General features: G+C 45.4%; 27 protein-coding genes. 12 read left to right on the forward strand and 15 right to left on the reverse strand.

Features of this window, described 5'->3' with window-relative positions; all coding sequences use genetic code 11:
* Positions 1 to 643 precede the first annotated feature (643 nt).
* The 4 genes from ACRD67_RS15665 to purN form a co-directional block, all read right to left on the reverse strand.
* A complete protein-coding gene (locus ACRD67_RS15665; protein ID WP_430968166.1) occupies positions 644 to 2542 on the reverse strand; it encodes an amidophosphoribosyltransferase in 1899 nt (632 codons plus the stop codon).
* 43 nt (positions 2543 to 2585) lie between these two features.
* On the reverse strand, positions 2586 to 3512 hold the full coding sequence (locus ACRD67_RS15670) for a PfkB family carbohydrate kinase (RefSeq protein WP_430968167.1): 927 nt from the start codon (positions 3510 to 3512) through the stop codon (positions 2586 to 2588).
* 78 nt (positions 3513 to 3590) lie between these two features.
* Positions 3591 to 4226: a ribonuclease H1 domain-containing protein gene (locus tag ACRD67_RS15675; RefSeq protein ID WP_430968168.1), complete on the reverse strand. Its 636-nt coding sequence runs from the start codon at positions 4224 to 4226 to the stop codon at positions 3591 to 3593.
* A gap of 6 nt (positions 4227 to 4232) precedes the next feature.
* Positions 4233 to 4796 carry a phosphoribosylglycinamide formyltransferase gene (purN, locus tag ACRD67_RS15680; protein WP_430968169.1) on the reverse strand — a complete coding sequence of 188 codons (564 nt, stop codon included), beginning with the start codon at positions 4794 to 4796 and terminating at the stop codon, positions 4233 to 4235.
* Between the two features lie 159 nt (positions 4797 to 4955).
* Between purN and ACRD67_RS15685 the strand changes: the two genes are divergently transcribed.
* From ACRD67_RS15685 to pyk, 5 genes are all read left to right on the forward strand, one after another.
* Entirely contained in the window at positions 4956 to 5189 is a 234-nt protein-coding gene (locus tag ACRD67_RS15685; protein ID WP_009778413.1) for an acyl carrier protein, read from the forward strand.
* Between the two features lie 106 nt (positions 5190 to 5295).
* Positions 5296 to 6546 carry a beta-ketoacyl-ACP synthase II gene (gene fabF / locus ACRD67_RS15690; protein WP_430968170.1) on the forward strand — a complete coding sequence of 417 codons (1251 nt, stop codon included), beginning with the start codon at positions 5296 to 5298 and terminating at the stop codon, positions 6544 to 6546.
* Between the two features lie 8 nt (positions 6547 to 6554).
* The gene (gene rnc, locus ACRD67_RS15695; protein ID WP_430968171.1) at positions 6555 to 7292 is read left to right on the forward strand and encodes a ribonuclease III; all 738 of its coding nucleotides are present in this window, start codon (positions 6555 to 6557) and stop codon (positions 7290 to 7292) included.
* Between the two features lie 112 nt (positions 7293 to 7404).
* Entirely contained in the window at positions 7405 to 7869 is a 465-nt protein-coding gene (locus ACRD67_RS15700; protein ID WP_430968172.1) for an IPExxxVDY family protein, read from the forward strand.
* A gap of 4 nt (positions 7870 to 7873) precedes the next feature.
* The gene (gene pyk, locus ACRD67_RS15705; RefSeq protein WP_430968173.1) at positions 7874 to 9316 is read left to right on the forward strand and encodes a pyruvate kinase; all 1443 of its coding nucleotides are present in this window, start codon (positions 7874 to 7876) and stop codon (positions 9314 to 9316) included.
* Between the two features lie 76 nt (positions 9317 to 9392).
* Here pyk and ACRD67_RS15710 read toward each other — a convergent pair whose 3' ends face one another.
* A complete protein-coding gene (locus ACRD67_RS15710; RefSeq protein WP_430968174.1) occupies positions 9393 to 9914 on the reverse strand; it encodes a PAS domain-containing protein in 522 nt (173 codons plus the stop codon).
* A gap of 313 nt (positions 9915 to 10227) precedes the next feature.
* On the opposite strand from ACRD67_RS15710, the gene ACRD67_RS15715 reads away from it, so the two are divergent.
* From ACRD67_RS15715 to ACRD67_RS15730, 4 genes are all read left to right on the forward strand, one after another.
* Complete coding sequence (locus tag ACRD67_RS15715) at positions 10228 to 11076, forward strand: helix-turn-helix domain-containing protein (RefSeq protein WP_430968175.1); 849 nt, start codon at positions 10228 to 10230, stop codon at positions 11074 to 11076.
* Positions 11077 to 11168: 92 nt separating this feature from the next.
* Positions 11169 to 11318 (forward strand): hypothetical protein, encoded by a 150-nt coding sequence (locus ACRD67_RS15720; RefSeq protein WP_430968176.1) that lies wholly within the window; start codon positions 11169 to 11171, stop codon positions 11316 to 11318.
* 61 nt (positions 11319 to 11379) lie between these two features.
* The gene (locus tag ACRD67_RS15725) at positions 11380 to 11928 is read left to right on the forward strand and encodes a carboxymuconolactone decarboxylase family protein (protein WP_430968177.1); all 549 of its coding nucleotides are present in this window, start codon (positions 11380 to 11382) and stop codon (positions 11926 to 11928) included.
* Positions 11929 to 11962: 34 nt separating this feature from the next.
* Positions 11963 to 12352, forward strand: coding sequence for a cupredoxin domain-containing protein (locus ACRD67_RS15730; protein WP_430968178.1), 390 nt, complete (start codon positions 11963 to 11965; stop codon positions 12350 to 12352).
* A 73-nt stretch (positions 12353 to 12425) separates the two neighbouring features.
* Here ACRD67_RS15730 and ACRD67_RS15735 read toward each other — a convergent pair whose 3' ends face one another.
* The 3 genes from ACRD67_RS15735 to dinB form a co-directional block, all read right to left on the reverse strand.
* Positions 12426 to 13172, reverse strand: a complete 747-nt coding sequence (locus tag ACRD67_RS15735) for an SDR family NAD(P)-dependent oxidoreductase (protein ID WP_430968179.1) — start codon at positions 13170 to 13172, stop codon at positions 12426 to 12428.
* Positions 13173 to 13231: 59 nt separating this feature from the next.
* Positions 13232 to 13795, reverse strand: coding sequence for a TetR/AcrR family transcriptional regulator (locus ACRD67_RS15740; protein ID WP_430968180.1), 564 nt, complete (start codon positions 13793 to 13795; stop codon positions 13232 to 13234).
* A gap of 83 nt (positions 13796 to 13878) precedes the next feature.
* Positions 13879 to 14976 (reverse strand): DNA polymerase IV, encoded by a 1098-nt coding sequence (gene dinB, locus ACRD67_RS15745; RefSeq protein ID WP_430968181.1) that lies wholly within the window; start codon positions 14974 to 14976, stop codon positions 13879 to 13881.
* 29 nt (positions 14977 to 15005) lie between these two features.
* Here dinB and ACRD67_RS15750 point away from each other — a divergent pair, with 29 nt between their 5' ends.
* Genes ACRD67_RS15750 through ACRD67_RS15760 form a run of 3 tightly spaced genes read left to right on the forward strand, consistent with a single transcriptional unit; the run spans position 15006 to position 16638 of the window.
* Positions 15006 to 15677, forward strand: a complete 672-nt coding sequence (locus ACRD67_RS15750) for a Rossmann-fold NAD(P)-binding domain-containing protein (RefSeq protein WP_430968182.1) — start codon at positions 15006 to 15008, stop codon at positions 15675 to 15677.
* 2 nt (positions 15678 to 15679) lie between these two features.
* Positions 15680 to 16153: a CYTH domain-containing protein gene (locus ACRD67_RS15755; RefSeq protein ID WP_430968183.1), complete on the forward strand. Its 474-nt coding sequence runs from the start codon at positions 15680 to 15682 to the stop codon at positions 16151 to 16153.
* On the forward strand, positions 16150 to 16638 hold the full coding sequence (locus ACRD67_RS15760; protein WP_430968184.1) for a YciI family protein: 489 nt from the start codon (positions 16150 to 16152) through the stop codon (positions 16636 to 16638). The genes ACRD67_RS15755 and ACRD67_RS15760 overlap by 4 nt, the downstream gene beginning before the upstream one ends.
* A gap of 81 nt (positions 16639 to 16719) precedes the next feature.
* On the opposite strand, the gene ACRD67_RS15765 is transcribed toward ACRD67_RS15760, so the two are convergent.
* The 7 genes from ACRD67_RS15765 to ACRD67_RS15795 form a co-directional block, all read right to left on the reverse strand.
* Positions 16720 to 17115 carry a hypothetical protein gene (locus tag ACRD67_RS15765; RefSeq protein ID WP_430968185.1) on the reverse strand — a complete coding sequence of 132 codons (396 nt, stop codon included), beginning with the start codon at positions 17113 to 17115 and terminating at the stop codon, positions 16720 to 16722.
* Positions 17116 to 17120: 5 nt separating this feature from the next.
* Positions 17121 to 18140, reverse strand: a complete 1020-nt coding sequence (gene pheS, locus ACRD67_RS15770; protein WP_430968186.1) for a phenylalanine--tRNA ligase subunit alpha — start codon at positions 18138 to 18140, stop codon at positions 17121 to 17123.
* 55 nt (positions 18141 to 18195) lie between these two features.
* Positions 18196 to 20076, reverse strand: a complete 1881-nt coding sequence (locus ACRD67_RS15775; RefSeq protein ID WP_430968187.1) for a SulP family inorganic anion transporter — start codon at positions 20074 to 20076, stop codon at positions 18196 to 18198.
* Positions 20077 to 20180: 104 nt separating this feature from the next.
* A complete protein-coding gene (locus ACRD67_RS15780; protein ID WP_430968188.1) occupies positions 20181 to 20810 on the reverse strand; it encodes a carbonic anhydrase family protein in 630 nt (209 codons plus the stop codon).
* Between the two features lie 10 nt (positions 20811 to 20820).
* Entirely contained in the window at positions 20821 to 22401 is a 1581-nt protein-coding gene (locus tag ACRD67_RS15785; protein WP_430968189.1) for a SulP family inorganic anion transporter, read from the reverse strand.
* Between the two features lie 70 nt (positions 22402 to 22471).
* Positions 22472 to 22777 carry a hypothetical protein gene (locus ACRD67_RS15790; RefSeq protein ID WP_430968190.1) on the reverse strand — a complete coding sequence of 102 codons (306 nt, stop codon included), beginning with the start codon at positions 22775 to 22777 and terminating at the stop codon, positions 22472 to 22474.
* A 60-nt stretch (positions 22778 to 22837) separates the two neighbouring features.
* Positions 22838 to 23596 (reverse strand): SH3 domain-containing protein, encoded by a 759-nt coding sequence (locus tag ACRD67_RS15795; protein WP_430968191.1) that lies wholly within the window; start codon positions 23594 to 23596, stop codon positions 22838 to 22840.

A 23596-nucleotide genomic window follows, 5' to 3' on the forward strand; every position in this document is an offset into this window, starting at 1 on the left:
TTCTGCGATTGCGGGATGGCTTTTTTGCTTTTCACAAAAGAAGTAAAATAGAAAAGGAAAATAGAAAAGGGTGGAGAAGCCTCCACCCTTTTCGTCCCAAATCTTACCATAAACTTAACCTACTTATGCTATGGCAATACTAAATTACTGGTATTGTGAGAAATAACAAAGGAATTTTAAGAAATTTTAGGGATTGGTAAACAGCGGTTTCCAGCAGTTTTATGTCTAAATGTGAGCTAATCGGTTGATTATCAGCAATAAAAAAGGCGGAGCGAAGCTCCACCTTTTTTCCCCAAATCTTACCATGAACTTAACCTACTTATGCTATGGTTCTCCAAATGTATGCTATAGCCAATCGATGAAAAAAGGTTTTAGATGAATGTCCCTATAATCGGATGAACTACCATTTTTTAAAAAATGTTCTGGGAAATGAAAGTAGCGAGCGGATATCGAGGCGGGTAGAAAAATAAAAAAGGTGGAGAAGTCTCCACCTTTTTTGCCCCAAATCTTACCATGAACTTAACCTACTTATGCTATGGCGAGTCTAAAGTAAACGGCTTTGCTCGCGAGTGGTTAAAAACCCGACGAAAAGCATGAATTATCGATGAAATGCATAATTTTGTGCAGTTTATCGACAAAATTGTTAATAGGCCCTTTGGTTCTTTCCCTCGTAAAAATTGATGAAAGCCCGATTTACCACTTTGTTTCCACCCGGCGTGGGGTAGTTTCCGGTAAAGTACCAGTCCCCTAGATTTTTTGGACAGGCCTCATGAAGATTTTCAATGGTCTGGTAAATGATCTGTACTTCCGCTCTAATATCTACAGGACTCAAAAGTTCACCTATTTTACGGGAAATTTCGTGGGCCGTAAAGGGGGCATAGAATTCCTTCACGTGATTCACAACCTGTTGCTCGGCACAGTTGAGCTGTTGTAGGCATTTTTGATAGATTTCGTCAACGAGCTGCATGGAATTTTTCTCCTTGTGCAGGGCCAAGGCCGCCCGGAAGGCAATAAAGTCCTCCAATTTTGCCATGTCAATACCATAACAATCGGGGTAGCGTATCTGCGGTGCGGAGGACACCACCACGATCTTTTTAGGGGAAAGCCGGTCCAGGATACGAAGGATACTTTTCTTTAAGGTGGTGCCCCTTACGATACTGTCATCGATAATGACCAAGTTATCGCCTTCCTCGACAGAGCCATAGGAAATATCGTAAACATGCGCTACCAGATCGTCCCTACTACTGTCCTGGGTGATGAAGGTACGCAACTTGGCGTCCTTTATGGCCACCTTTTCTATTCTGGGGCGGATATCCAAAATCTTATGAAGTTCTTCCTTGGTAATCGATGCTCCTTTGGAAAGAATCTGTTCCTCTTTCTTCTTGTTGAGGTAGTTCTGAGCCTCCTTTACCATACCGAAAAAGGAGGTCTCGGCGGTATTGGGAATATAGGAGAACACCGTATTCTTTATGTCGTTTCCAATAGCGGATAGTATCTGGGGGAAGAGCAATTTCCCCAGCAGTTTTCGTTCTTGATAGATTTCTTTGTCGCTTCCCCTGGAAAAGTAAATACGCTCAAAGGAACAAGCCTTTCGTTCCCGGGGCTTCAATATCTCAGAAATGAACACTTCGCCCTTCTTTTTAACGATGATGGCATGGCCCGGATCCAATTCCTTGACAGCCTCGTATTTTACGTTAAAGACGGTCTGTATGGCGGGCCGTTCAGAGGCCACTACCACCACTTCGTCATCCTGGTAATAGTAGGTGGGCCTTATTCCGGAGGGATCACGGAGAACAAAGGAATCCCCATGCCCCAAAAGGCCGGTCATGGCATAACCTCCATCCCAATTCTTGGACGCTTTTTTCAAGATCTTTGTCAGGTTCAACCTTTCCGCAATCAAGGGAGACGCTTCCCGTTTATTGTGACCTTCCTTCTTAATTTGTTTGTACAGTTTAGCAACGGCATCATCCAGAAAGTGACCTATCTTTTCCATCACGGTGACGGTATCGGCCATTTCCTTGGGGTGCTGTCCCAGCTCGACCAAATTTCCGAAAAGCTCGTTTACGTTGGTCATATTAAAATTCCCGGCAACAATGAGGTTCCTGTGCATCCAGTTGTTCTGTCTTAAAAACGGATGTACGCTTTCTATACTGTTTTTGCCAAAGGTGCCGTAACGCACATGACCCAACAAAAGCTCCCCGATATACGGCATATGTTTTTTTTGAAGCGTAACGTCCTGCTCGTATTCCGGATGCTTCAGCAGGGTGTTGTTGATACGCTCATTGATCTGGTCAAAAATGTCCTGTATGGGTTGTGACTGCACCGATCGTACCCTGCTCATGTATCTTTCCCCAGGCGCCATATCGAGTTTAATACTGGCGAAGCCTGCACCATCCTGTCCACGGTTGTGCTGTTTCTCCATCATGAGGTACATTTTGTTCACCCCATAAAAGGCCGTGCCATACTTTTCCTTATAATACTCCAAGGGTTTCAACAGACGGATCAAGGAAATCCCGCATTCATGCTTAATGGCGTCACTCATTGTCTATATAAATTAAAAAAGCCCTGAAAATTCAGGGCGTGTTTTATTGTAGTTCAATATCAAATTGTGTCAATTCCTTAAATTGGCGCAGCCGTTGGGCCACTTCTTTTTTCTCCAGGTCCAGCATGCGTTCCGTACCAAATCGCTCCACGCTGAAGGAAGCCAGATTGGAACCGTGGATAATGGCGTTCTTTAGACTGTTGAACGAAACGTTTTCGGTCTGGGTCAAATATCCAGAAAAACCGCCCGCAAACGTATCACCCGCACCAGTAGGGTCAAAAATTTCCTTTAGCGGGAGTGCCGGTGCAAAAAAGATGTGCTCCTTATGGAACAAAAGCGCACCGTGCTCCCCTTTTTTGATTACCACAAATTTGGGACCCATTTGTTGGATTTTGGCAGCCGCGGTCACCAAGGAATATTCATGGGTCAACTGCCTGGCCTCTTCATCATTGATTGTAATAACATCGATGCGTTTGATTACCTGGGTAAGTTCGTCCAAAGTGTTGTCCATCCAAAAGTTCATGGTGTCGAGCACAATGAGTTTTGGCCTTACTTCCATTTGATCGATCACGCTCATTTGAATATTGGGATGAAGGTTCCCTAACATTACGACATCCGCATCCTTATAGTTTTTAGGGACTACCGGGTTAAAATCCGCCATTACATTCAGTTCTGTGACCAAAGTATCCCTGGAATTCAGATCGTTGTGATATTTGCCGCTCCAAAAGAAGGTTTTGCCCCCCTTCACAATTTCAATGGCGGAAATATCGATATTTTGATCGGCTAGGAGATCTAGGTATTCCTGAGGAAAGTCCTCACCAACCACGGAGACTATGGCGGATTCTATGTCAAATTGTGCAGCTGCAAGACCAATAAAAGGGGCTGCACCGCCCAAAATCTTATCCGTTTTGCCAAAGGGCGTCTCTATGGCGTCAAAGGCGACGGACCCTACGATTAAAAGTTTACCCATGTAATCCAAAAATTTGCTGCAAATATACGTTTTTGAACAGCTATTCGCCATAAGGGCAGGACTAAATTTTAGGCTGGGTTATTTGCGCCCGAAGTCCGCCGGAATTTCACCCCACGCCTTGGTCTCCCATTTTACGACTTCCGTGCTGTAGGTGTTGGCTTTCAGCCAAGCTATCGCTCTGCGGACCATATCAAAAACCGCTTTGTTTTTTGGGGTTTCCACAAGTTTGCTGTTGCAGGTTTTTTTACGCACCCAGCTCATGGCGGTCCGGGAATCGGAGTAGATGATCCTGTTGCTATGGTGTTGCTTTAAGTAGGCAAGTCCGTGAACCAGCGCCAAAAATTCCCCGATATTGTTGGTCCCTTGTTCAAATGGCCCCTGCTTAAACAGTTCTTTTCCAGTTTTGGTGTCCACCCCACGGTATTCCATGACCCCCGGGTTTCCACTAGATGCCGCATCTACGGATATGGAGCGGAAGTTGGGCGCTCCAATTTTCAACAATTGCGCCTTGGAAAGGGCTGACTGCCCCGTTTTTTTCCCCTTGTAATCGGCATAGTTGCCGTTATAGGCCTTTTTGGCTTCCGCAAAGGAAGGAAAGGATTTGTACTGGGCCCCTTTATGGCCCGCAATGGCCGCTTTGCAATCTTCCCAGCTAGTGTATATCCCCGGGCGCTTGCCTTTCCAGACGGTATAAAACTTTTCCTTTTTGGCCATAGCGGGTTACAATAATAACTTTTCAATAATTTTCGGGAAGTGTTCATATTCCAAACGATGCACCTTTTCGGCAATAGTTTCAGGGGTATCTGTCTGCAGAATAGAGGTCTCTGCCTGATGGATGACAGCACCCTCGTCATAGGCGTTGTTTACATAATGGATGGTAATCCCCGTCTTCTCTTCCTTGTTTTCCTTTACCATTTGGTGCACTTTAAAACCGTACATGCCCTTGCCCCCGTATTTGGGCAATAGGGCCGGATGTATATTGATAATCCTATTGGGAAAGGCGTCAATGAGTTTTTCGGGTACTTTCCACAAAAAACCAGCAAGTACAATGAGGTCGGGATCAAAAGTTTTTAGAATGGACAAAACGCAGTCTGTCTCATAGAAGGCGGTCCTGTTAAAAAACAAAACATTGATTTTCAATCGGTTGCACCGATCTATTACCTGGGCGTCCCTCTTATTGGTCAAGACGCAGCTTATGTTGATTTTTGGATTGTCCCTAAAATAGTGTGCTATATTTTCCACATTGGAACCTGACCCGGAAGCAAAAAGAACAATCTGTTTCATTCAATATAAACCCTTTAGGGGGCCGAAATTTTTTGGACTAAAGTAATACTCCTGCGCTTAAATTTCTTAAATTACCGTACATTTTAACGACAAATAGTGTTATTACACCAAAGTTTTTTATTTTTGCCAACGATTTAAATTTTTAAAACCAAAATTATTATGTCAGACATTGCATCACGAGTAAAAGCTATCATCGTTGATAAGTTAGGTGTTGATGAGAACGAAGTTGTAGCCGAGGCTAGCTTTACCAACGACCTAGGGGCAGACTCCTTGGATACAGTAGAGTTGATAATGGAATTCGAAAAGGAATTCGATATCCAAATCCCCGACGATCAAGCTGAGAACATTGCAACAGTTGGCCAAGCTATAAGTTATATAGAGGAAGCGAAGTAATTTCATGATACTTGGACAAGATTAAAAATATCCATGTGGTAATCATGCCGCATGGATAATTTTTTTTAATTTCACTAGACTTAGAACAAAACAAAAATTTGGTTCAATGCAATTAAAGCGAGTTGTGGTTACTGGATTGGGGGCCTTGACCCCCATAGGTAACAATATCGAGGAGTATTGGGATGGATTAAAAAACGGTAAGAGCGGTTCAGCACCCATTACCTATTACGATACCGAAAAATTCAAGACTAAATTTGCTTGTGAACTAAAAAATTACAATTCAGCAGATTTTTTTGACCGGAAGGAGGCGCGGAAATTGGATAGGTTTGCACAATACGCCCTTATTTCTTCGGACGAGGCCATAGCCGATTCCAAATTGGACTTGGACGCAATCGATAAATTCCGGGTTGGCGTGGTCTGGGGTGCCGGGATAGGCGGCTTGGAAACCTTTCAAAATGAAGTGCTAAACTACGCCGAAGGGGATGGTACCCCAAGGTTCAATCCCTTTTTTATCCCTAAGATGATAGCGGATATTGCCCCGGGCAATATTTCTATAAAACACGGGTTTATGGGTCCTAACTATACTACCGTTTCTGCATGTGCCTCTTCGGCCAATGCCATGATCGATGCCCTGAACTACATCCGTTTAGGCTATTGCGACGTAGTGGTTACGGGTGGAAGCGAGGCAGCAGTGACCATTGCTGGCATGGGAGGATTCAACGCCATGCATGCCTTGTCTACGCGAAACGAAAGCCCGGCGACCGCTTCACGGCCATTTGATGCCACAAGGGACGGTTTTGTCTTGGGAGAAGGAGCTGGAGCCCTAATTTTAGAGGAATACGAGCATGCAGTGGCCAGAGGGGCAAAGATATACGCCGAGGTGATCGGTGGCGGACTTTCCAGTGATGCTTATCATATGACAGCGCCGCATCCGGAAGGAATTGGTGTGGAACGTGTTATGCAAAATTGTTTGAACGATGCCGGGATCAAACCGGAGGACGTGGATACCATAAATACACATGGTACTTCTACACCCTTGGGCGATGTAGCGGAGCTAAAGGCGATTACCAAAGTGTTCGGCGCGCATGCCCCAAATATCAATATTAACTCTACAAAATCCATGACCGGACATTTGCTGGGAGCTGCCGGGGCCATTGAGGCCATAGCCTCTATTTTGGCCATGGAAAACAATTTGGTGCCACCCACCATAAACCATACTACGGTAGACGAGAATATTGATCCCAAGCTAAATCTAACCCTGAACAAGGCCCAAGAAAGGGAAGTTAAGATTGCCATGAGCAATACTTTTGGATTTGGTGGCCACAATGCCTGCGTAGCGTTCAAAAAAATCAGTTAAATCAAAGTATGGGGTTTCCTTCCAATATATTCAATTCCCGTTCAAAGGAAGATGGGGATTTTTTGGAGGGCATTACAAAAATCCTAGGATTCAAACCCAAAAATCTAAAGGTCTACAAAAAGGCTTTTTTGCACCGATCGGCCAATAAAAGGGACGAGCACGGCACACCCATGAACTACGAACGCCTGGAGTTTTTGGGAGACGCCATGCTCGGGACCATTATTTCCAAACACTTGTACAATGAAGTCCCTGCAGGAGATGAGGGCTACCTTACCAAGATGCGATCAAAGATTGTAAGTAGAAAGCATCTGAACGAATTGGGAAAAGACCTTAACCTCATTAAGTTCGTCCACAGCCGTATACCTAAATCCCACTTTGGGGATAACATTCACGGCAATGTCTTTGAAGCGTTGATCGGGGCCATTTATCTGGACCGAGGTTATGGCTATTGCGAAAAATTCATAAACGAGAGGGTCATTGGTCCCTATGTGGATATAGAACAACTGGAGGGGCAGGTCATCAGTTATAAAAGTTTGGTCATTGAATGGTGCCAAAAACAGAAAAAGACATTTCACTACGATGTCTATGATGACACGGGTAACGATGCCTTAAAACATTTTGCAGTAAAACTCTATATTGAAAATAAGGTTTTGGCGAAGGCAAGGGCCACCTCCAAAAAAAAGGCCGAGGAAAAGGCCTCCAAAAGGGCGTTTTTCGCATTACAGGACCGAATGGATAAATCGTAGACAAAAATTGTTCAACTCCAACGTTTTCGTAAATCAAAACCCCCGCAAACCCCATACTTAACTAGGCCAGTTACTTTATTAATTATATATTTACCAATTCGTATATGTGGGTATGGCGGCGATACACAAAATTTCAGGAGACTTTTACGAAGATTCCTTCGCTTTGATTGCCCTGCACAGTAGTCTGGAGGATTACGCCATGGCGTATGCACTTAACCTGTACCTTAAATCGAATTTATCGAGGACCGCAATAGACTTGGATTTGTCCCAAAAAATTTCTTTCCCCATTTTCGAATGGAGGGATAGGATAAACGATCGGTACTGGACCTTGCTTCCCAATAACAGCAACGCAGAGGAACAAGTGGACCAAAGCGGTCTCTTTAGGAATGAACCTGCATTGACCCTACACCATTTGGTGCCGGAACATAAAGATGTGGATTACTTCTTAAAAATAGAACGGGACGATTCGGATATGGATGACGAGCTTGTACGGTCTATCCTTTCAATACCCAGGGTAGTAACGGCATATACCATTGAGGCCAATATGTTGAAATCCAAAAACAATTTAATCTTTTAAAAGAATGCCAAGCAAGAAAAAGACCAAGATAGTAGCCACCCTAGGACCGGCTACCAGCAAGAAGGAAGTGCTTAAGAGTATGATCGAGGCAGGCGTAGATGTCTTTCGAATAAATTTTTCCCATGCCGATTATGAGGACGTTATCGAGCGTATCGGCCTCATCCGTGAGCTCAACGAAGAATTGAGCACCAATACCTCCATACTAGCAGATTTACAGGGCCCCAAACTTCGGGTTGGTGTGATGGCCGGTGAGGTTGTGGTGGCTCCCGGCGATGAGATTACCTTTGTAACCGGCAAACCCTTTGAGGGCGATGCGGAAAAAGTGTATATGAATTATGCCAGTTTCCCTCAAGATGTAAATCCTGGGGAACGGATCTTGCTGGACGACGGAAAGTTGATATTCGAAGTGTTAAACACCAATAAAAAGGATGAGGTAAAAGCAAAAGTAGTGCAAGGGGGTCCCCTAAAATCCAAAAAGGGGGTTAATTTACCCAACACCAATATTTCGCTCCCGGCCCTTACCGAAAAGGACATCAAGGATGCCATTTTCGCCATCTCGCAAAATGTGGATTGGATAGCGCTTTCCTTTGTGCGCTACAGCCAGGATCTGATCGATCTACAGAATATCATCAAAGAACATTCCGACCAAAAAATTCCTATCGTCGCCAAGATCGAAAAACCCGAGGCCGTTGAGAATATAGATAAGATTGTGGCCTATTGCGACGGACTCATGGTGGCCAGGGGCGACCTGGGGGTAGAGGTGCCGGCCCAGGAAGTTCCCCTGATACAAAAACAATTGGTGCTACGTGCAAAAAAGGCCAGGATCCCAGTGATTATTGCCACGCAAATGATGGAAACAATGATTACCAGTCTTACCCCAACACGCGCCGAGGTAAACGATGTGGCCAATTCAGTCATGGATGGGGCCGATGCCGTAATGCTTTCCGGGGAGACCTCGGTAGGGAACTATCCGGTTCAGGTAATCGAAAAAATGGCGAGTATTCTACAAAGCGTAGAAGGATCGGAACTTATACAGGTTCCCCATGACCCGCCCCATATCAGGACCAAACGTTATATCACCAAATCGGTTTGTTACCATGCAGCGATCATGGCCAATGAAATTAAGGCCAAAGCCATTTCGACCCTGACCAACAGTGGGTATACGGCTTTTCAAATTTCGGCTTGGAGACCTAGTGCACATATCTTGGTCTTTACCTCTAACAAGAGGATACTTACCCAGTTGAACCTGTTGTGGGGCGTGAAGGCCTTTTATTATGACCGATACGTTTCTACCGATGAGACCATAGAGGATGTGAATAAAATTGCATGCCAAAAAGGATTTTTGGATGCGGGCGATATGCTCATAAGCTTGGCCGCCATGCCGATAAAAGACAAGGGTATGGTAAATACGCTACGGGTTACCGAGATCGAAACCTGCAATTTCTAAAACCCAAAGGAAGTGACACAAAAAAGTCCCTATAGGTATGCCCTGATCGGGACCTTTGCTTTATGGGCCTATGTGTTTAGGCCACTTCTCTTTCATAGGCGATGAAATTTACCAGCTTTCCCTTTCCATCAAATATAGGTTCGCCCTTTATCCAGCAGTTATATGGTTCACCGTTTTTGCGGTAGTTTAACAAGGTGGCCTCAAAGGGAAGTTTGTTTCGCACCGCCTTGGAAATGTAACGCGCCGTGTCCTTACAGGTATCCTTGCCCTGGAACATCTTTGGTTTCTTGCCCATAATCTCCGCTTGGGGGTAGCCGTTCATTTTGGATATATTGTGTGTGGCATACACGATGTTCAATTCCACATCGGTGACCACAATTACGTGTTCCTTTTCTGTCAAAGCCCGATCAAATTTGCCGGTATAGGACCATTGATTGTCTTGGGCCAAGCGGTTTAGCCCGCAGATGTCCTTGGCGTCCTTGCAAAGCTTGTTGAAATAAGGACCAAACAGGTCCCATGAAACCAAGGGGAGTGCGGTTATGTTCCTGGATCTGTAAAACGTATTGGCCGCTTCATCATAGGCTTTTATTTCGTCCATCTGAAAATTTTAAAGTGTAAAACCTATGCTTGTTAAACACAGGGCCTATCCCAAAAGAAGGGCCTCCAACTCACTTTGGCACCTTTCTAATTTCGAAATCAATACTAGCAAAAGGTTTTGAGCTATGAAAATTTGAGGAAAAGATTAACAATTTTGTTTGAGGATAAGGACCTGATATCGGGTTGGACCCTATGTAAGCATAAACAAAAAAAGAGGACTGAGATAGTACTATTATGGACTTGATGCCCAAAAATTGAGGTAGCCCGATTAAAATCTTTCAATATAATGCCATATTTACGTAAATTTCCGTCCTATGAAGTTTGAATTTCACGACCCAAAGCTCGGCTCCATTTTTGGATTGACCGATGATATAGTAAAGGACGAAGGTTACTTTTCAACGACCGCAGGGACCATTAAATTTTTATGGAACAGAAATAGGGAATCCGTGTTTTTTCAAATTGATGGCATACGCATGGAGCTACTCCCGGACCAATTGGTCACCACCACCTATCTTCAACACGTATCGTATGACAAGGAGCAGGGGCCGCTTACCGCTTTTCTGTTCAACAGGGAGTTTTATTGTATCTCGGACCACGACAGTGAGGTATCCTGCAACGGGATCTTGTTTTTTGGAACACAGGATGTTCCCATTATAAGTATACCCAAGGAGCAACTCAGGAAGTTCAACACCTTGTACGAGGTATTCGAGGATGAGTTTAGTACCCCCGATAAAATTCAGGGCGATATGCTTCAGATGTTGTTGAAGCGGCTTATCATCATCTGTACCCGCCTGGCCAAGGAACAACTGATCGTAAAAAAACTGGATAACGAACAAATTGATGTGATTCGAAAGTTTAATGTCTTGGTAGACCTGCATTACAAGCGCAAGCGCAAGGTAAGCGACTATGCGGAGATGCTTTTTAAATCGCCCAAGACACTATCGAACCTTTTTGCCATGTACAATCAAAAATCCCCACAACAAATCATCCTGGAACGCCTGGCTTTGGAAGCGAAAAGACTGATGAATTTTACGGATAAACAAAATCAGGAAATCGCTTACGAACTCGGGTTCAATGACCCGGCCCATTTTAGTCGTTTTTTTAAGAAAATGACCAATTTCTCACCCACCCAGTATAGGGAGTCCGCCCTAATTACTCCCTAAAGGGAAATTTCTACAAGCACTCGGGCAATCCTTCATAACATCTAGATGGCAAAGTGCCGCATCTTTGCCCTGTAATTTAAAATTAGTGAAGGATGAAACTGCAAGCTGTATTGAATTTAATAGCAAATAACCACCGGGTCAACGAACCCGTGGTGCATACGATAAGTCCTAAGACCAACTGTGCTGAGGAGGACAATCACGATTTTTATTGTGATGCGGAAAAACCATTTGTTCAATTCTAAAAGACCATAAATATAACAGTGTATTAATCGCCCTAAATGGGGCAAACAAAAATTTAAAACTATGAGCACATTTAATGTACCTAAGAGAGAAGAAGTGAGCGCCGACAATCAGGCAATTTTTGACAACCTTCAAAAAGCTGTGGGCTTTGTTCCCAACCTTTTTGCCACCTATGCGCATTCGGAAAATGCATTGGCCAACTACCTGACACTTCAAAATGCAAAAACATCCTTGAAGGCCAAGGAAAAGGAAGTGGTCAACTTAGCGGTTAGCGAGGTGAACAATTGTATCTATTGTTTGTCTGCCCATACGGCGATAGGAAAAATGAACGGTTTTACCGAGGAGCAAATTTTGGAACTCAGGGATGGAAACGCCTCCTTTGACAACAAATTGGATGCTTTGGCCCGGTTGGCCAAGAACCTGACCGAAAACAGGGGCGCTGCAGATGACGCTGTCTTGGAAAACTTCTTCAATGCAGGTTGGACCAAAGAAAATCTTGTGGATACTATAGTACTTGTTGGTGACAAGACCATTTCCAACTATTTGCACAAAACCACGAAAGTCCCCGTAGACTTTCCGGTAGCACAACCTTTGAACGCCATAGAAGCATAAGTAAACTAAATAAATCATAATTAAAACAACAAAAATGAAAAAAGTAATAGCAGTATTGGTATTGGCCTTGGGCGTATCCTTCAACATGGCGGCCCAAGAGAAAGCGATGAAGGAAACGTCCAAGGTAATCGCCTTGGAGCAAACACCTGGGCAGTTTACCCAGAAACAACTAACGGTTTCCGCTGGAACCTATGTTTTTGAGATTACCAACAATGCCGTAGGACATGACGTAGGTTTTGTTTTGGTGGAAAAGGGAAAAGATGTGAGCAAGCCTGAGAACCACATTCAAACGGCCTATGTGACCAAACCAGTGGCCACGGGTGCGACCCAAACGTCCAAACCCACCACCTTGGAAAAAGGAGAGTACATATATTTTTGTCCCCTGAACCCAACATCTACTGATAATACCCTAATTGTGAAATAAGTAGAAGAGACCGAGAAAATGAAAGCCCCGAAAGTTCTAGAACTTTCGGGGCTTTTTAATGTGTTCGCTACCCTTAGTTTCTACCGGCCATGACCCCGCCATCCGTATCCCATACGGCCCCGGTGACCCAGGAGGCCTTATCGGAAAGTAAGAAGGAGATGACCTCTGCAACATCTTCAGCGGTGCCATTTCTTCCAATGGGGTGAAAACCATGAAAACCCTCCAGGGCCTTATTGGCCTCTGAACGTCCTCCAAAGACCGAATCGTAGACCGGGGTTTGTACCACTGCCGGGGAAACCGCATTTACACGAATATTGGCATCGCCCAATTCCATGGCCAAGTGTTGGGTAAGGCTGTGCAGGCCTGCCTTTTGCATAGAATAGGCCGATGACGGGGTGGCCTTTACGGATTGTTTGGCCCACATAGATCCCACATTTACAATGGAGCCACCACCGCTTTCCTTCATTTTTTTGGCTACGGCCTGGGTCGTAAAAAAGAAACCTTTGTTAAGGTTCAGATACGAATCGTAATCCTGACGGCTGTGGTCCAAAAAGGGTTTGGGGGCAAATATGCCCGAAGCGTTTACCAGGTAATCCACCCGCTCCATTTGTCCAATTTCGGATACCAGTCCGTCTACTTGCGTTTCATTGCCAATGTCCACCTTGTGGGGGACAACACCGGCTATGTTCTGGAGTTTGTCTGCAGTGCGGCCCACTACGTGTACCGTTGCTCCTGCATCTAGCAGGGATTGTGTTACCGCCTCGCCGATACCACTGGTACCGCCGACGACGATGGCTGTTTTCTTTTGAAAATTTGACATTGTATTGAGTTTAAATTAATAATGGACAGACAAGTCTGTCTTTTTTAGATTAAATTTTTTTAAGAAATCAATTGGGCACCGATATTTTTGGCCGACTTAATGGGCCAATCGTTTTGGTGTAAATGGCTTTCGCTTACCGCACCCTCGTATAAAAGGTACAGGCTGTGGGCCAGCTCTTTGGCGGCTCTTTTTGAAACATCGGTATGGTTGTCCAGGATTACCTCCCTTAAAAAAGTGAGCAGTTCTTTTTTTTGTTGTTGGATTTCGGTCCTGATCTGGAGCTCGTCAGCAGGAATTTCGGCAACCGTCCTTATGCACCAGCACCCACTAAAATTAGGCTCCCTATAAAACTCGCTTAGAAAATCAAACACGCCCAATATTCTCCCTTTGCCCTTGGGCAGCGCCCGGATGAAGTCGGTGAGCGCATGCATGAAATGGTGGTGTTTGTGCTTCAAATAGGCAATACAGATAGCGTCCTTGGACCTAAAATGATGGTATAGCGTGGCCTTGGCTATACCGGCTTCCGCAATGATTTCGTTGATGCCCGTTGCATTGTACCCCTTGGCATAGAACAATTCCGATGCCGTCTCCACAATGTGTTGCCTGATTTCTGAGCGCTTCATGAAGCAAATATATAAAAAATGAACAAGTCTGTCTACTTTATATAAAAAATATGCTCAACGCTGCCTTATGGGAAACCCTGCGTTCAAAAATCGAACTTCAATTGCACCGATACCATTTCCTCTTTTGGGGGGTCTTTTTTTTCGGTGTTTAGATTGGACAGGGATATGCCCAGCAGCCGCACGGAATTTTGCAGTTCCTCTTGGTACAACAATTCCTTTGCCATTTCCAGGATAAGATCTTTATCGGCAATAAAATACGGCAATGTTTTGCTTCGCGTCTGCAGGGTAAAATCGCTGTACTTAATTTTCAGCGTAATGGTTTTACCGGCAATCCCGGATTTCTTCAATCGTTTTTCAAGTTCCGTGGCGATACTTTCCAAACGTTGCAACATAAAGATCTCACTGCTCAAATTTTCACTGAATGTACGCTCCGCGCCTACGGATTTTGGTGTTCGATGCGGTTTTACGGCACTCTCGTGTATACCACGTACCACCTTGTAGTAAAAGGAGCCGCTTTTGCCAAAGTGGTCTTCCAGATAGTCCAGGGATTTTTCCTTGAGGTCCTTACCGTTAAAAATACCCAGCTTGTACATTTTCTCGGCCGTTACTTTGCCCACCCCATAAAATTTCCGGATTTCCAATGCCTCTAAAAATGGGACAACCTCCTCCGGATTCACCGTTTTCTGTCCGTTGGGTTTGTTATAATCACTGGCTACCTTGGCGATGAATTTGTTAATGGAAATTCCCGCAGAGGCCGTAAGTCCTAGCTCGTCGAGGATGCGTTTACGGATTTCGGTGGCGACAAGCGTGGCCGAGGGATTCCCTTTTTTGTTGACGGTGACGTCCAAATAGGCCTCGTCCAGGGAAAGCGGTTCCACCAAATCGGTATAGTCATAAAAAATTTGGCGGATCTGTTGCGAAATTTCCTTGTAACGTGCAAAGCGGGGTTTCACAAAAACAAGGTCGGGACAGTTTCGCTTGGCCAAATACCCGCTCATGGCACTTCGCACACCAAACCTTCGGGCCTCATAACTAGCTGCCGAGACCACGCCTCTTTTTTCACCGCCTCCCACGGCCAGTGGTTTCCCCCTAAGCTCCGGACGATCCAGTTGTTCCACGGAGGCATAAAAAGCATCCATGTCTACATGTATTATCTTTCGCAAGGGAAAATCGTAGGACATATTACAAATTTAAACGATATATTAGTCCGATGAAAGCACTGAAAACCGCAATTGTGCTTGGAGCTACTGGACTTACAGGAGGGCTTTTGGTAGAACTGTTGATCGCGGACCAGCGCTACGGGACCATAAAACTGTTTTCCAGGTCCAGTATAGGTTATACCCACCCCAAAGTAAAGGAATACCTGGTTAGTATGTTGGAGTTGCAGCATTATCAAACCGATTTTGTAAGCGATGAGGTGTTTTGCTGTATAGGGACCACCAAAGCAAAGACCCCGGATCGGGATCGCTACGAACAAATAGATTACGGCATTCCCGTACAGGCGGCCCAACTGTGCAAACAAAATGGCATTGGAACCTTTGTGGTGGTCTCAGCCTTGGGCGCCAATGCAAAGAGTGCCGTTTTCTACAACCAGATCAAGGGCCGCATGGAGGAGGCCGTTTTAGGACTGGGACTCGCCAAGACATATATCCTTCAGCCTTCACTAATAGGAGGAAAACGAAATGAGAAACGTATCGGGGAGTGGTTGGCCAAACGAGTGATGAAGGCGTTAAACCCCATTTTTGTGGGATCCTTAAAAAAATACCGTTCCATTCATCCAGCCACCATTGCAAAGGCCATGCTTTGGCTAGCCAACCATAGGTTTGAATCCCCTAAGGTTTCTTCGGATAAAATCAAGGCCATAGCGGAAAAGACGCTTTGAAAATGATAGAGATAGAGCGCAAATTTTTAGTAAATTCAACGGCATATAGAGCGGAGGCGCGTTCTAAGAACCGGATTGTGCAAGGGTTTTTGAATACCCACCCGGAACGTACGGTACGCGTACGGATTGTGGGGGAAACGGGTTTTTTGACGGTAAAGGGGAAATCCAATCCCACCGGGACGTCCCGTTTTGAATGGGAAAGGAAAATTGGAGTTGATGATGCCGAAGCCCTGTTGGCCTTATGTGAGGACGGCGTGCTCGAGAAAACAAGGTATATCGTGCCCTTGGGAAACCATGTTTTTGAAGTGGATGAGTTTCTGGGTGAAAATGAGGGCCTGGTGGTGGCCGAGATAGAGTTGCAGGAGGAACGCCAGCCTTTCAAGAGACCGCCTTGGTTGGGCAAGGAGGTTACCGGCATGCCGGAATATTACAACTCGCAATTGAGTAAACATCCGTATAAAAACTGGGAAAAATGAAATATCCGTATGTATTTTTGGCCCTATTATTTGCTGTTGCCTGTACTCAGGCCACAAAAAAGGAAGATAGGCCACAACCAACGCCGAGCAAAGCAAAAAGCGTGGCTCAGCTTAAGGCCGAGCTTACCGAAAAGGGGTATAAGACCTTTGATTATGTAGATGGGAAAACCAAGGACACCGTGCTGATGCAGCAGTATTTTATCGCTTTTTTGAAAAGCGGGCCCAAACGTTCGCAGAACAAGCAGCAGGCCGATAGCCTGCAGGCATTGCACCTGGCACATTTGGGACGCATGTACGAAGAGGGCTATGCCGATATTTCGGGTCCTTTTGGGGACGATGGCGATATTCGGGGAATAACCATCTACAACACCCCCACTTTGGAAATGGCCGACAGCCTAGCGAATATGGACCCGATGGTAAAGGCCGGCCGGTTGGTCATTGAAATGCATCCTTGGTGGGCGGGCAAAGGCTTTCCCTTGAGGTAGTTCAAATTCCAGGGAGAACAAGAGAGGGTGGGAGTACCGCAGAATCTCCATGGCGGAATTGTAAAAACCGCCAAAGTCGGACTATTGCGCCAAAATACCTTCCTTTTCAATTAAGGGAATATGGATCAAATTGTTGGGATTGACCGTATTTTTTTCGAAAAAATATTTTTTTTCATAGAGCTTATCATCGGCATAGAAGGTGACATAAAACTCGTTGTTCAAGGCAAAAATGTCTTCCTGTAAGGGCTCTATTTTTTCGTAGGACTTTGCCTGGACTACCCCTATGCCATGTCTCATGGTTGAGGTTTTCCGATCGCCATCGTACCCCTTGGATACGATCAGGACCATGTCAATTTTGGAATCTCTATTATTTATGATGTAGGCGTTCCAATCCTTTGAAAGAAATTCGTCGTTCCACTCGTGGATAATGGCAACGTGAACATCCTTGACAACGGGAATTTCAATATCTTTTCTCATATCGTTTAAAACGAGCTCCTGAACTGCTCCAGGAAACGGATATCATTCTCGCTCAAAAGCCGGATATCCGAGATTTGATGCAAGAGCAAAGCAATCCGGTCTATACCCATTCCAAACGCAAAGCCAGAATATTTATTGGAATCTATGCCACAATTTTCCAGCACATTGGGATCTACCATGCCACAGCCCATAATCTCCAGCCATCCGGTTCCCTTGGTCATTTTATAGTCCGTTTCCGTTTCAAGACCCCAATAGACATCGACCTCGGCACTGGGTTCTGTAAAGGGGAAGTAAGAGGGCCGCAGGCGAATTTCAGATTTGCCGAAGAGCTCCGTAGTGAAAAATTGCAAGGTCTGCTTTAAATCCGCAAAAGACACATCGGTATCTATATACAGGCCTTCTACCTGGTGAAAGAAACAGTGTGAGCGGGCCGAAATGGCCTCATTTCGGTATACCCTTCCCGGAGAAATGGTCCGGATAGGAGGTTTGTGCGTTTCCATATAACGCACTTGTACCGAGGAGGTGTGCGTGCGCAAGAGCACATCAGGGTCGGTTTGGATGAAAAAGGTATCCTGCATATCCCTGGCCGGATGGTATTCCGGAAGGTTCAAGGCAGTAAAATTATGCCAGTCATCCTCAATTTCGGGGCCCTCGGACACATTAAAGCCAATTCTGGAAAAGATCTCTATAATCTGGTTCTTAACGATGGATATAGGGTGCCGGGCCCCAAGTTCCAAGGGTTCTCCCGGCCTCGTAAGGTCACCATATTGGGTTTTTTCACCCTTCCGTTCTTCCAGTGCTTCCTTTAAGGTACTTACCTTTTCCGTAGCCGAATGCTTCAGTAGATTGATGGTCTGCCCAAACTCCTTTTTTTGATCGGGTGGAACATTCTTGAATTCGGCAAAAAAATGGTTCAGCAATCCCTTTTTGCCTAGATACTTGATTCGGAAAGCTTCAATTTCCTCCGCCTTACTGGAAGTGAATCCTTCTACCGCTACAATGTGCTCCTTTAACTGGTCGATCATATAAAAAACTAAGAACGACAAATTTAAAACTTTTACGGGAGTCCGGGGAAATTATTTACACCTCCACCGGGGACGGTTGTACGTCCATCGTTTCCTTGAGCCATGCAACGCATTCGTCAAAGGTGTCAAAGATATGTTCTTTGGAGACCAGATCGGGAATAATATCGATACGCTCCATCATGTACCTGGGCTGATTTAGAACATCCACCAGTAGCACACTTATCCCCTGACTTTCCAAATCTACAAGTACATCCTCCAGGGCATATAAGCCCGATTGATCGATATACTGCATTCTATCCATACGGATGATAACACTTTTGGCCGACGGCGGAATCTGTTTGGCCAATTGCTGAAAATCACTGGTGGACCCAAAAAATAAAGGTCCTTTTATGTGCTTGATGAATACCTCCTCCTGAAGGCTCTTCGGAAATTTGGCCTCATCTGCCCAGGATTTTTCCAAGAGTAGGGATTTAACGTCTGACCGTTCCGCGGTAAGATCTCCCATTTTTTTCATGAACATCAACGAAGCGATGACCAGACCTATACCCACGGCATACACCAAGTTCCAGACCGAGGACAGTACCAACACAATGAGCATCACGATGACCTCCGAACTGAGTTTTATGGGCCCCACCTTTAGGTCTCTGGGCAAACTGGGAATGGCCTTTAAGCCCTTGTAGTCCATAACACCTATGCCTACGGTTACCAAGATGCCCGCGAGCACTGCGGCCGGAATTTGCGACGCTATAGGCCCCAGGGCCAGTAAAATGATCAAAAGCATGATTCCAGCCAGCATTCCGGACAACCTTGTCTTGCCTCCGGCATTGATATTTACCACGGTTCTTATGGTGGCGCCGGCGCCAGGGATGCCCCCGAAGATAGCGGCAACACTATTGCCAATTCCCTGACCAACCAACTCCTTGTTGGGCTTGTGCTTGGTCTTGGTCATATTATCGGCCACTACGGAGGTGAGCAGGGAGTCAATGGCCCCCAACAAGGCCAAGGTAAGGGCGGTAAAGATGTAGGGCGAGAGGGAAGAAAAGTCAAATCCCGTAAATATTTCCATATTGGGAATGGGAAGCCCTTCCGGTATTTTTTCTATGGGCCTATAAGCAAACCCAAAGCCATAGGCCACCCCAGAGACAATCAATAGGGCCACCAGCGTACTGGGAATGGTGGTGGTAATGCGTTTAAAACCATAAATGATGATGATCGTGGCCAGGGCCAGGATGAGTTCCAACCAATTGATGTTCTCCAATGCCCTGGGCAGCACCTTTATAGTGCCTACAACACCGGAAGCTTCTTTGGCCGCCAGGGTTTTGGCCTCTTCAAGGATTTCTTGTTGGGAGGTTTCCCCTGCGCGCTTAATGGTCTCTTCAAAATCCTCTAGGACAAGAATACCTTCTCCAGCTTCGTCACGTAATATGTTTTCCAAGATCAGCTCTTCCGCTTCAGGCTTAAATTCGGCCACCAGGGCAATGTCCTCCTTGGGATAATAGCCCACTGCCGGAAAAATCTGGGTGACCAATATGATAACCCCGATCGCCGTCATGAATCCGGAAACCACCGGGTAGGGAATGTATTTGATGTATTTCCCCAATCCCAATAGACCCAGCCCCACTTGCATAAGCCCAGCCAGGAGGAAAACGGTTAAAATAACGGGCAGAGCCTTGTTTATATCCCCATCGTTGATGGCTATGATCCCAGCTATGACCACCATGCTCACTGCGGTCATAGGGGCGGTTGGCCCAGAGATTTGTGTATTGGTGCCCCCAAAAAGGGCCGCAAAAAAACTGATAAAAATAGCCCCGTAAAGTCCAGCACTTGGACCTAGGCCGGAGCTTACACCAAAGGCCAATGCCAAGGGTAAGGCAACGATTCCTGCGGTAACACCGCCAAAAAGATCGCCCTTAAAGTTGGAAAAAAGATTCTTCATAGTCGTTTAGTTGTGTAACTTATGGTTCCAAGATACCATTTTTACTCAAAAAAAAGAGGCCAATATTCTGTTAAATATCGGCCTCAGTCTTTATAAAACAGGGATTAATCCAAAAAGGTCACCTTTCCGTTGCTTATATCGTACATGGCCCCAAGGATCCGTATTTCACCCTGGTCTTCCATTTCCTTCAATACCGGACTTTGTTCACGGATATTTTGAAGGGTAAGGTTCACATTGGTCACGGCAACATCATTGACAAAGCCTGTATTTTTTGAGGTACGCTCCTGAGCTTCCCTGGGCTCTTTAACCGCTTCAACTGCGGGCCTTATCTTGGAGACCAGAGCGGTCAGGTTACCCAACTTGGCATCATCACAGGCCCCCTTTACTGCTCCACAGCTCGTATGGCCAAGGACCACGACCACTTTGGTGCCCGCCAACTTACAGGCAAACTCCATGCTTCCCAAAATGTCCTCGTTCACAATATTCCCTGCCACACGGGCACTGAAGATATCCCCGACACCTTGGTCAAAGACCAATTCTGCAGATACCCTTGAATCGATACAACCCAAGATGGTGGCAAAGGGATACTGTCCGGAGACCGTATCGCTTACCTGTTCCAATAGGTCCCTGTTAATAGGGTTGTTCTCTTGAAATCTCAGATTTCCCTCTTTCAATAAGTCTAGGGCGGCCGAGGGAGTCAAGGCCGCCTGCGTTTCTTTTGTTTGTGCTTTCATCGTATTTTTTTTATGCTGATTTTGATCTTAGTTCAAAAAATTCTAAATAACTATCGGGGTTTTCGATTTCCCCACGTTCCGAAATAAGTTTGATATCGATATGTCGATTCCGTGCTTTTTCGGTAAAATCCTCCAGGATTTCCACGATGTCATTGTCCAGAAACCGGGTCTTTCTAACATCCAGCTCAAGATAGGTATTTTCAGGTAAACTATCCAGTTCCTTTAAGATGGCACCCTTGTTGAAGAAGGTAACTTCCTCGGCCAAGGTCATTTTGATCCTATGCTTTCCATTGCTTTTATCCTCGATATGCAAGAAATGGGAATTTTGATAGCTCTTTATGAGAATAACCACGATGCCCACGGCCAGGCCAAGTCCGATTCCGATAAGCAAATCAGTGAAGATAATACCTAGAACGGTAACCGTAAAGGGGATAGACTGTTTCCACCCCAGTTGGTACATCTTCTTAAACAAGGCTGGTTTGGCCAGTTTGTATCCTACAATGAACAACACCGCCGCCAAAACAGAAAGGGGAATCATGTTCAATAGTTTTGGAATTAGGATGATCGAAGTGAGCAGAAAAAAACCATGGATTATGGCAGACATTTTGGTCCTTCCACCAGATTGTATGTTGGCAGAGCTTCTTACGATGACCTGGGTAATGGGCAGGCCGCCTATCATTCCCGAAATCATATTGCCGGTACCTTGCGCCAGCAGCTCCCTATTGGTTGGGGTAACCCGTTTTCTTGGATCCAGTTTGTCCGTAGCTTCAACACAGAGCAAGGTCTCTAAGCTGGCCACCAGGGCAATGGTAAATGCCGTGATCCATATTTGGGGATTTCCGATTTCGGAGAAATTCGGAAGACTGAACTGTGCAAAAAAGGATGCGGCATCACCAGGGATGGGGACACTTACCAATTGCTGAGTGGAAATGGACAGGGATGCATTGTCTTGAGCGAAGACAAAGAATAGTATGCCAAAGATGACGGCGACCAAGGGCCCTTGTACCAATTGAAATATTTTTGCCTTTTTGGTCAGCACCCGATCCCAGAGCACTAGGATACCCAAACCGACAAATGCCACAATGGTGGAGCCAAGGCTTATAAAGTTAAGGGAATTGATGATTTCCGAAAAGGTGTTCTCTCCATCTACTTGGAAAAAGGCAAAATCGCCTTCAGGATCCGCATCATATCCGAAGAAATGCGGAATTTGTTTTAAAATAATGATAATACCTATTCCGGTAAGCATACCCTTTATGACCGAAGAGGGGAAATAATATCCAATGATCCCTGCTTTGAGGACACCAAACAGCACTTGGATGGCACCGCCCAGGACAACGGCCAATAAAAAGTTTTCATAGCTGCCCAAGGCAGCTATAGCAGTAAGCACTATGGCAGCCAATCCGGCAGCAGGGCCACTGACTCCAATTTGTGAGCCGCTCAAAGCTCCTACGACAATACCGCCCACGATACCTGCGATCAGCCCCGAAAAGAGCGGCGCGCCACTTGCAAGTGCTATGCCGAGACATAGCGGTAATGCCACAAAAAATACAACGATACTTGCAGGCAAGTCGTTTTTAATATATTTAAACATATCAATAGTTGTTGTGTCATCATATAAGGAATATGATGACGGTTAGATGATAAATAAGAATAACCTGAAACTAAATGATATGTTCTGGCGGAGGTAGGTGGATCTCCCTGATAAAGTCCGAGCAGCCCGAAGCGTAAAAAGTAATTGCATTCGCCCCTTCCTTGCCCAGAAAATTTGCCGGGTCCAAATGGGAATGAAAAAAGACCTCTTTCTCGCTATACTCTTTTTTCCCTTCCTTTTTTTTGTTCTCTTCCTCACCAAAATCCATGACCATCAGGACCTTCGCCTCGAAATCTAACAAGGTAATCACCGAGGGCATCAAAATAGAACCTGCCAACAGAAAGGAAAGAAGTAAGTGCGAGAAATACCTGAACATGGGCAAAATCGATTTTTCACAAAGATAGAAGGATTACCCGGAGTGCCTGTTAAACAAATTTTAAAAATCCTTCAACAACTTTATGTCGCTCGAAGGGATCCATCCGGTCTTACCATCGCTCAGGGCTATTTTTTTCCAATCGTTAAGCTGGTCCAAAACAAATACTTTGGTGCCCTGGTGCAGTTTAAAGGCTTCCTGGCTCCGATTGTTGGGTTCGGATTTTACCGTGGTTTCCTCGGGAAATACAATGGCAGGCTGTTCCGCTTCAAAATCCCTGTATTGCAGATAGGCAAGGGACACGGACAAAACGGCCAGGATCATGGATGCCATGCTCGTAATAAAGGCGATTCTTTTATGGGTAGCATATCTAAGGAAGTAGAACGCGATATAGGCCAACACAAAGAGGAGTACGAGACCTACGGCCAGGTAAGACCACTGTTCAAAGGATAAAAACCCTGTAATGCCCTTATAAATTTTGGAAATACTGGATTCTGGGAGCTCCTCTATCGCATCAAGCGTCATGTTCTGGGCAAACCTCAGATTATTTTTGATCTCGCTATCGTTGGGTTTTAGCAGCAGCGCCTTTTCATAATAATAGATGCTCGGCGCAATCTGGTTCATTTTGTAATAGGAATTCCCCAAGTTAAAATAGAGCTCTGCCGAATGCGCGCCATTTTCCAAGATTCGGAGATAGTCCTCGGAGGCCTTCTCATAATCACCTTCATTATAGGCCTCTGTAGCCCTGCTGAAAAGCGCATCGTTCTGTGCCGTTCCGGTAAGGGAGAGCAATAATAGAAATATGGGCATCAGTTTCTTCAT

The sequence above is a fragment of the Eudoraea algarum genome (assembly GCF_050589645.1).
GTDB lineage: Bacteria > Bacteroidota > Bacteroidia > Flavobacteriales > Flavobacteriaceae > JBNGOQ01.

Coding starts and splice junctions, on each gene's coding strand:
- ACRD67_RS15735 (WP_430968179.1), bottom strand. CDS start 13,172: ATGTCAAATTTTCAAAAGAAAACAGCCATCGTCGTCGGCGGTACCAGT.
- ACRD67_RS15725 (WP_430968177.1), top strand. CDS start 11,380: ATGAGCACATTTAATGTACCTAAGAGAGAAGAAGTGAGCGCCGACAAT.
- ACRD67_RS15700 (WP_430968172.1), top strand. CDS start 7,405: ATGGCGGCGATACACAAAATTTCAGGAGACTTTTACGAAGATTCCTTC.
- ACRD67_RS15730 (WP_430968178.1), top strand. CDS start 11,963: ATGAAAAAAGTAATAGCAGTATTGGTATTGGCCTTGGGCGTATCCTTC.
- ACRD67_RS15785 (WP_430968189.1), bottom strand. CDS start 22,401: ATGTTTAAATATATTAAAAACGACTTGCCTGCAAGTATCGTTGTATTT.
- ACRD67_RS15740 (WP_430968180.1), bottom strand. CDS start 13,795: ATGAAGCGCTCAGAAATCAGGCAACACATTGTGGAGACGGCATCGGAA.
- ACRD67_RS15685 (WP_009778413.1), top strand. CDS start 4,956: ATGTCAGACATTGCATCACGAGTAAAAGCTATCATCGTTGATAAGTTA.
- ACRD67_RS15750 (WP_430968182.1), top strand. CDS start 15,006: ATGAAAGCACTGAAAACCGCAATTGTGCTTGGAGCTACTGGACTTACA.
- ACRD67_RS15790 (WP_430968190.1), bottom strand. CDS start 22,777: ATGTTCAGGTATTTCTCGCACTTACTTCTTTCCTTTCTGTTGGCAGGT.
- ACRD67_RS15775 (WP_430968187.1), bottom strand. CDS start 20,076: ATGAAGAATCTTTTTTCCAACTTTAAGGGCGATCTTTTTGGCGGTGTT.
- ACRD67_RS15720 (WP_430968176.1), top strand. CDS start 11,169: ATGAAACTGCAAGCTGTATTGAATTTAATAGCAAATAACCACCGGGTC.
- ACRD67_RS15675 (WP_430968168.1), bottom strand. CDS start 4,226: ATGGCCAAAAAGGAAAAGTTTTATACCGTCTGGAAAGGCAAGCGCCCG.
- ACRD67_RS15760 (WP_430968184.1), top strand. CDS start 16,150: ATGAAATATCCGTATGTATTTTTGGCCCTATTATTTGCTGTTGCCTGT.
- ACRD67_RS15670 (WP_430968167.1), bottom strand. CDS start 3,512: ATGGGTAAACTTTTAATCGTAGGGTCCGTCGCCTTTGACGCCATAGAG.
- purN (WP_430968169.1), bottom strand. CDS start 4,796: ATGAAACAGATTGTTCTTTTTGCTTCCGGGTCAGGTTCCAATGTGGAA.
- ACRD67_RS15715 (WP_430968175.1), top strand. CDS start 10,228: ATGAAGTTTGAATTTCACGACCCAAAGCTCGGCTCCATTTTTGGATTG.
- dinB (WP_430968181.1), bottom strand. CDS start 14,976: ATGTCCTACGATTTTCCCTTGCGAAAGATAATACATGTAGACATGGAT.
- ACRD67_RS15710 (WP_430968174.1), bottom strand. CDS start 9,914: ATGGACGAAATAAAAGCCTATGATGAAGCGGCCAATACGTTTTACAGA.
- ACRD67_RS15765 (WP_430968185.1), bottom strand. CDS start 17,115: ATGAGAAAAGATATTGAAATTCCCGTTGTCAAGGATGTTCACGTTGCC.
- pyk (WP_430968173.1), top strand. CDS start 7,874: ATGCCAAGCAAGAAAAAGACCAAGATAGTAGCCACCCTAGGACCGGCT.
- pheS (WP_430968186.1), bottom strand. CDS start 18,140: ATGATCGACCAGTTAAAGGAGCACATTGTAGCGGTAGAAGGATTCACT.
- ACRD67_RS15780 (WP_430968188.1), bottom strand. CDS start 20,810: ATGAAAGCACAAACAAAAGAAACGCAGGCGGCCTTGACTCCCTCGGCC.
- fabF (WP_430968170.1), top strand. CDS start 5,296: ATGCAATTAAAGCGAGTTGTGGTTACTGGATTGGGGGCCTTGACCCCC.
- ACRD67_RS15755 (WP_430968183.1), top strand. CDS start 15,680: ATGATAGAGATAGAGCGCAAATTTTTAGTAAATTCAACGGCATATAGA.
- ACRD67_RS15665 (WP_430968166.1), bottom strand. CDS start 2,542: ATGAGTGACGCCATTAAGCATGAATGCGGGATTTCCTTGATCCGTCTG.
- rnc (WP_430968171.1), top strand. CDS start 6,555: ATGGGGTTTCCTTCCAATATATTCAATTCCCGTTCAAAGGAAGATGGG.
- ACRD67_RS15795 (WP_430968191.1), bottom strand. CDS start 23,596: ATGAAGAAACTGATGCCCATATTTCTATTATTGCTCTCCCTTACCGGA.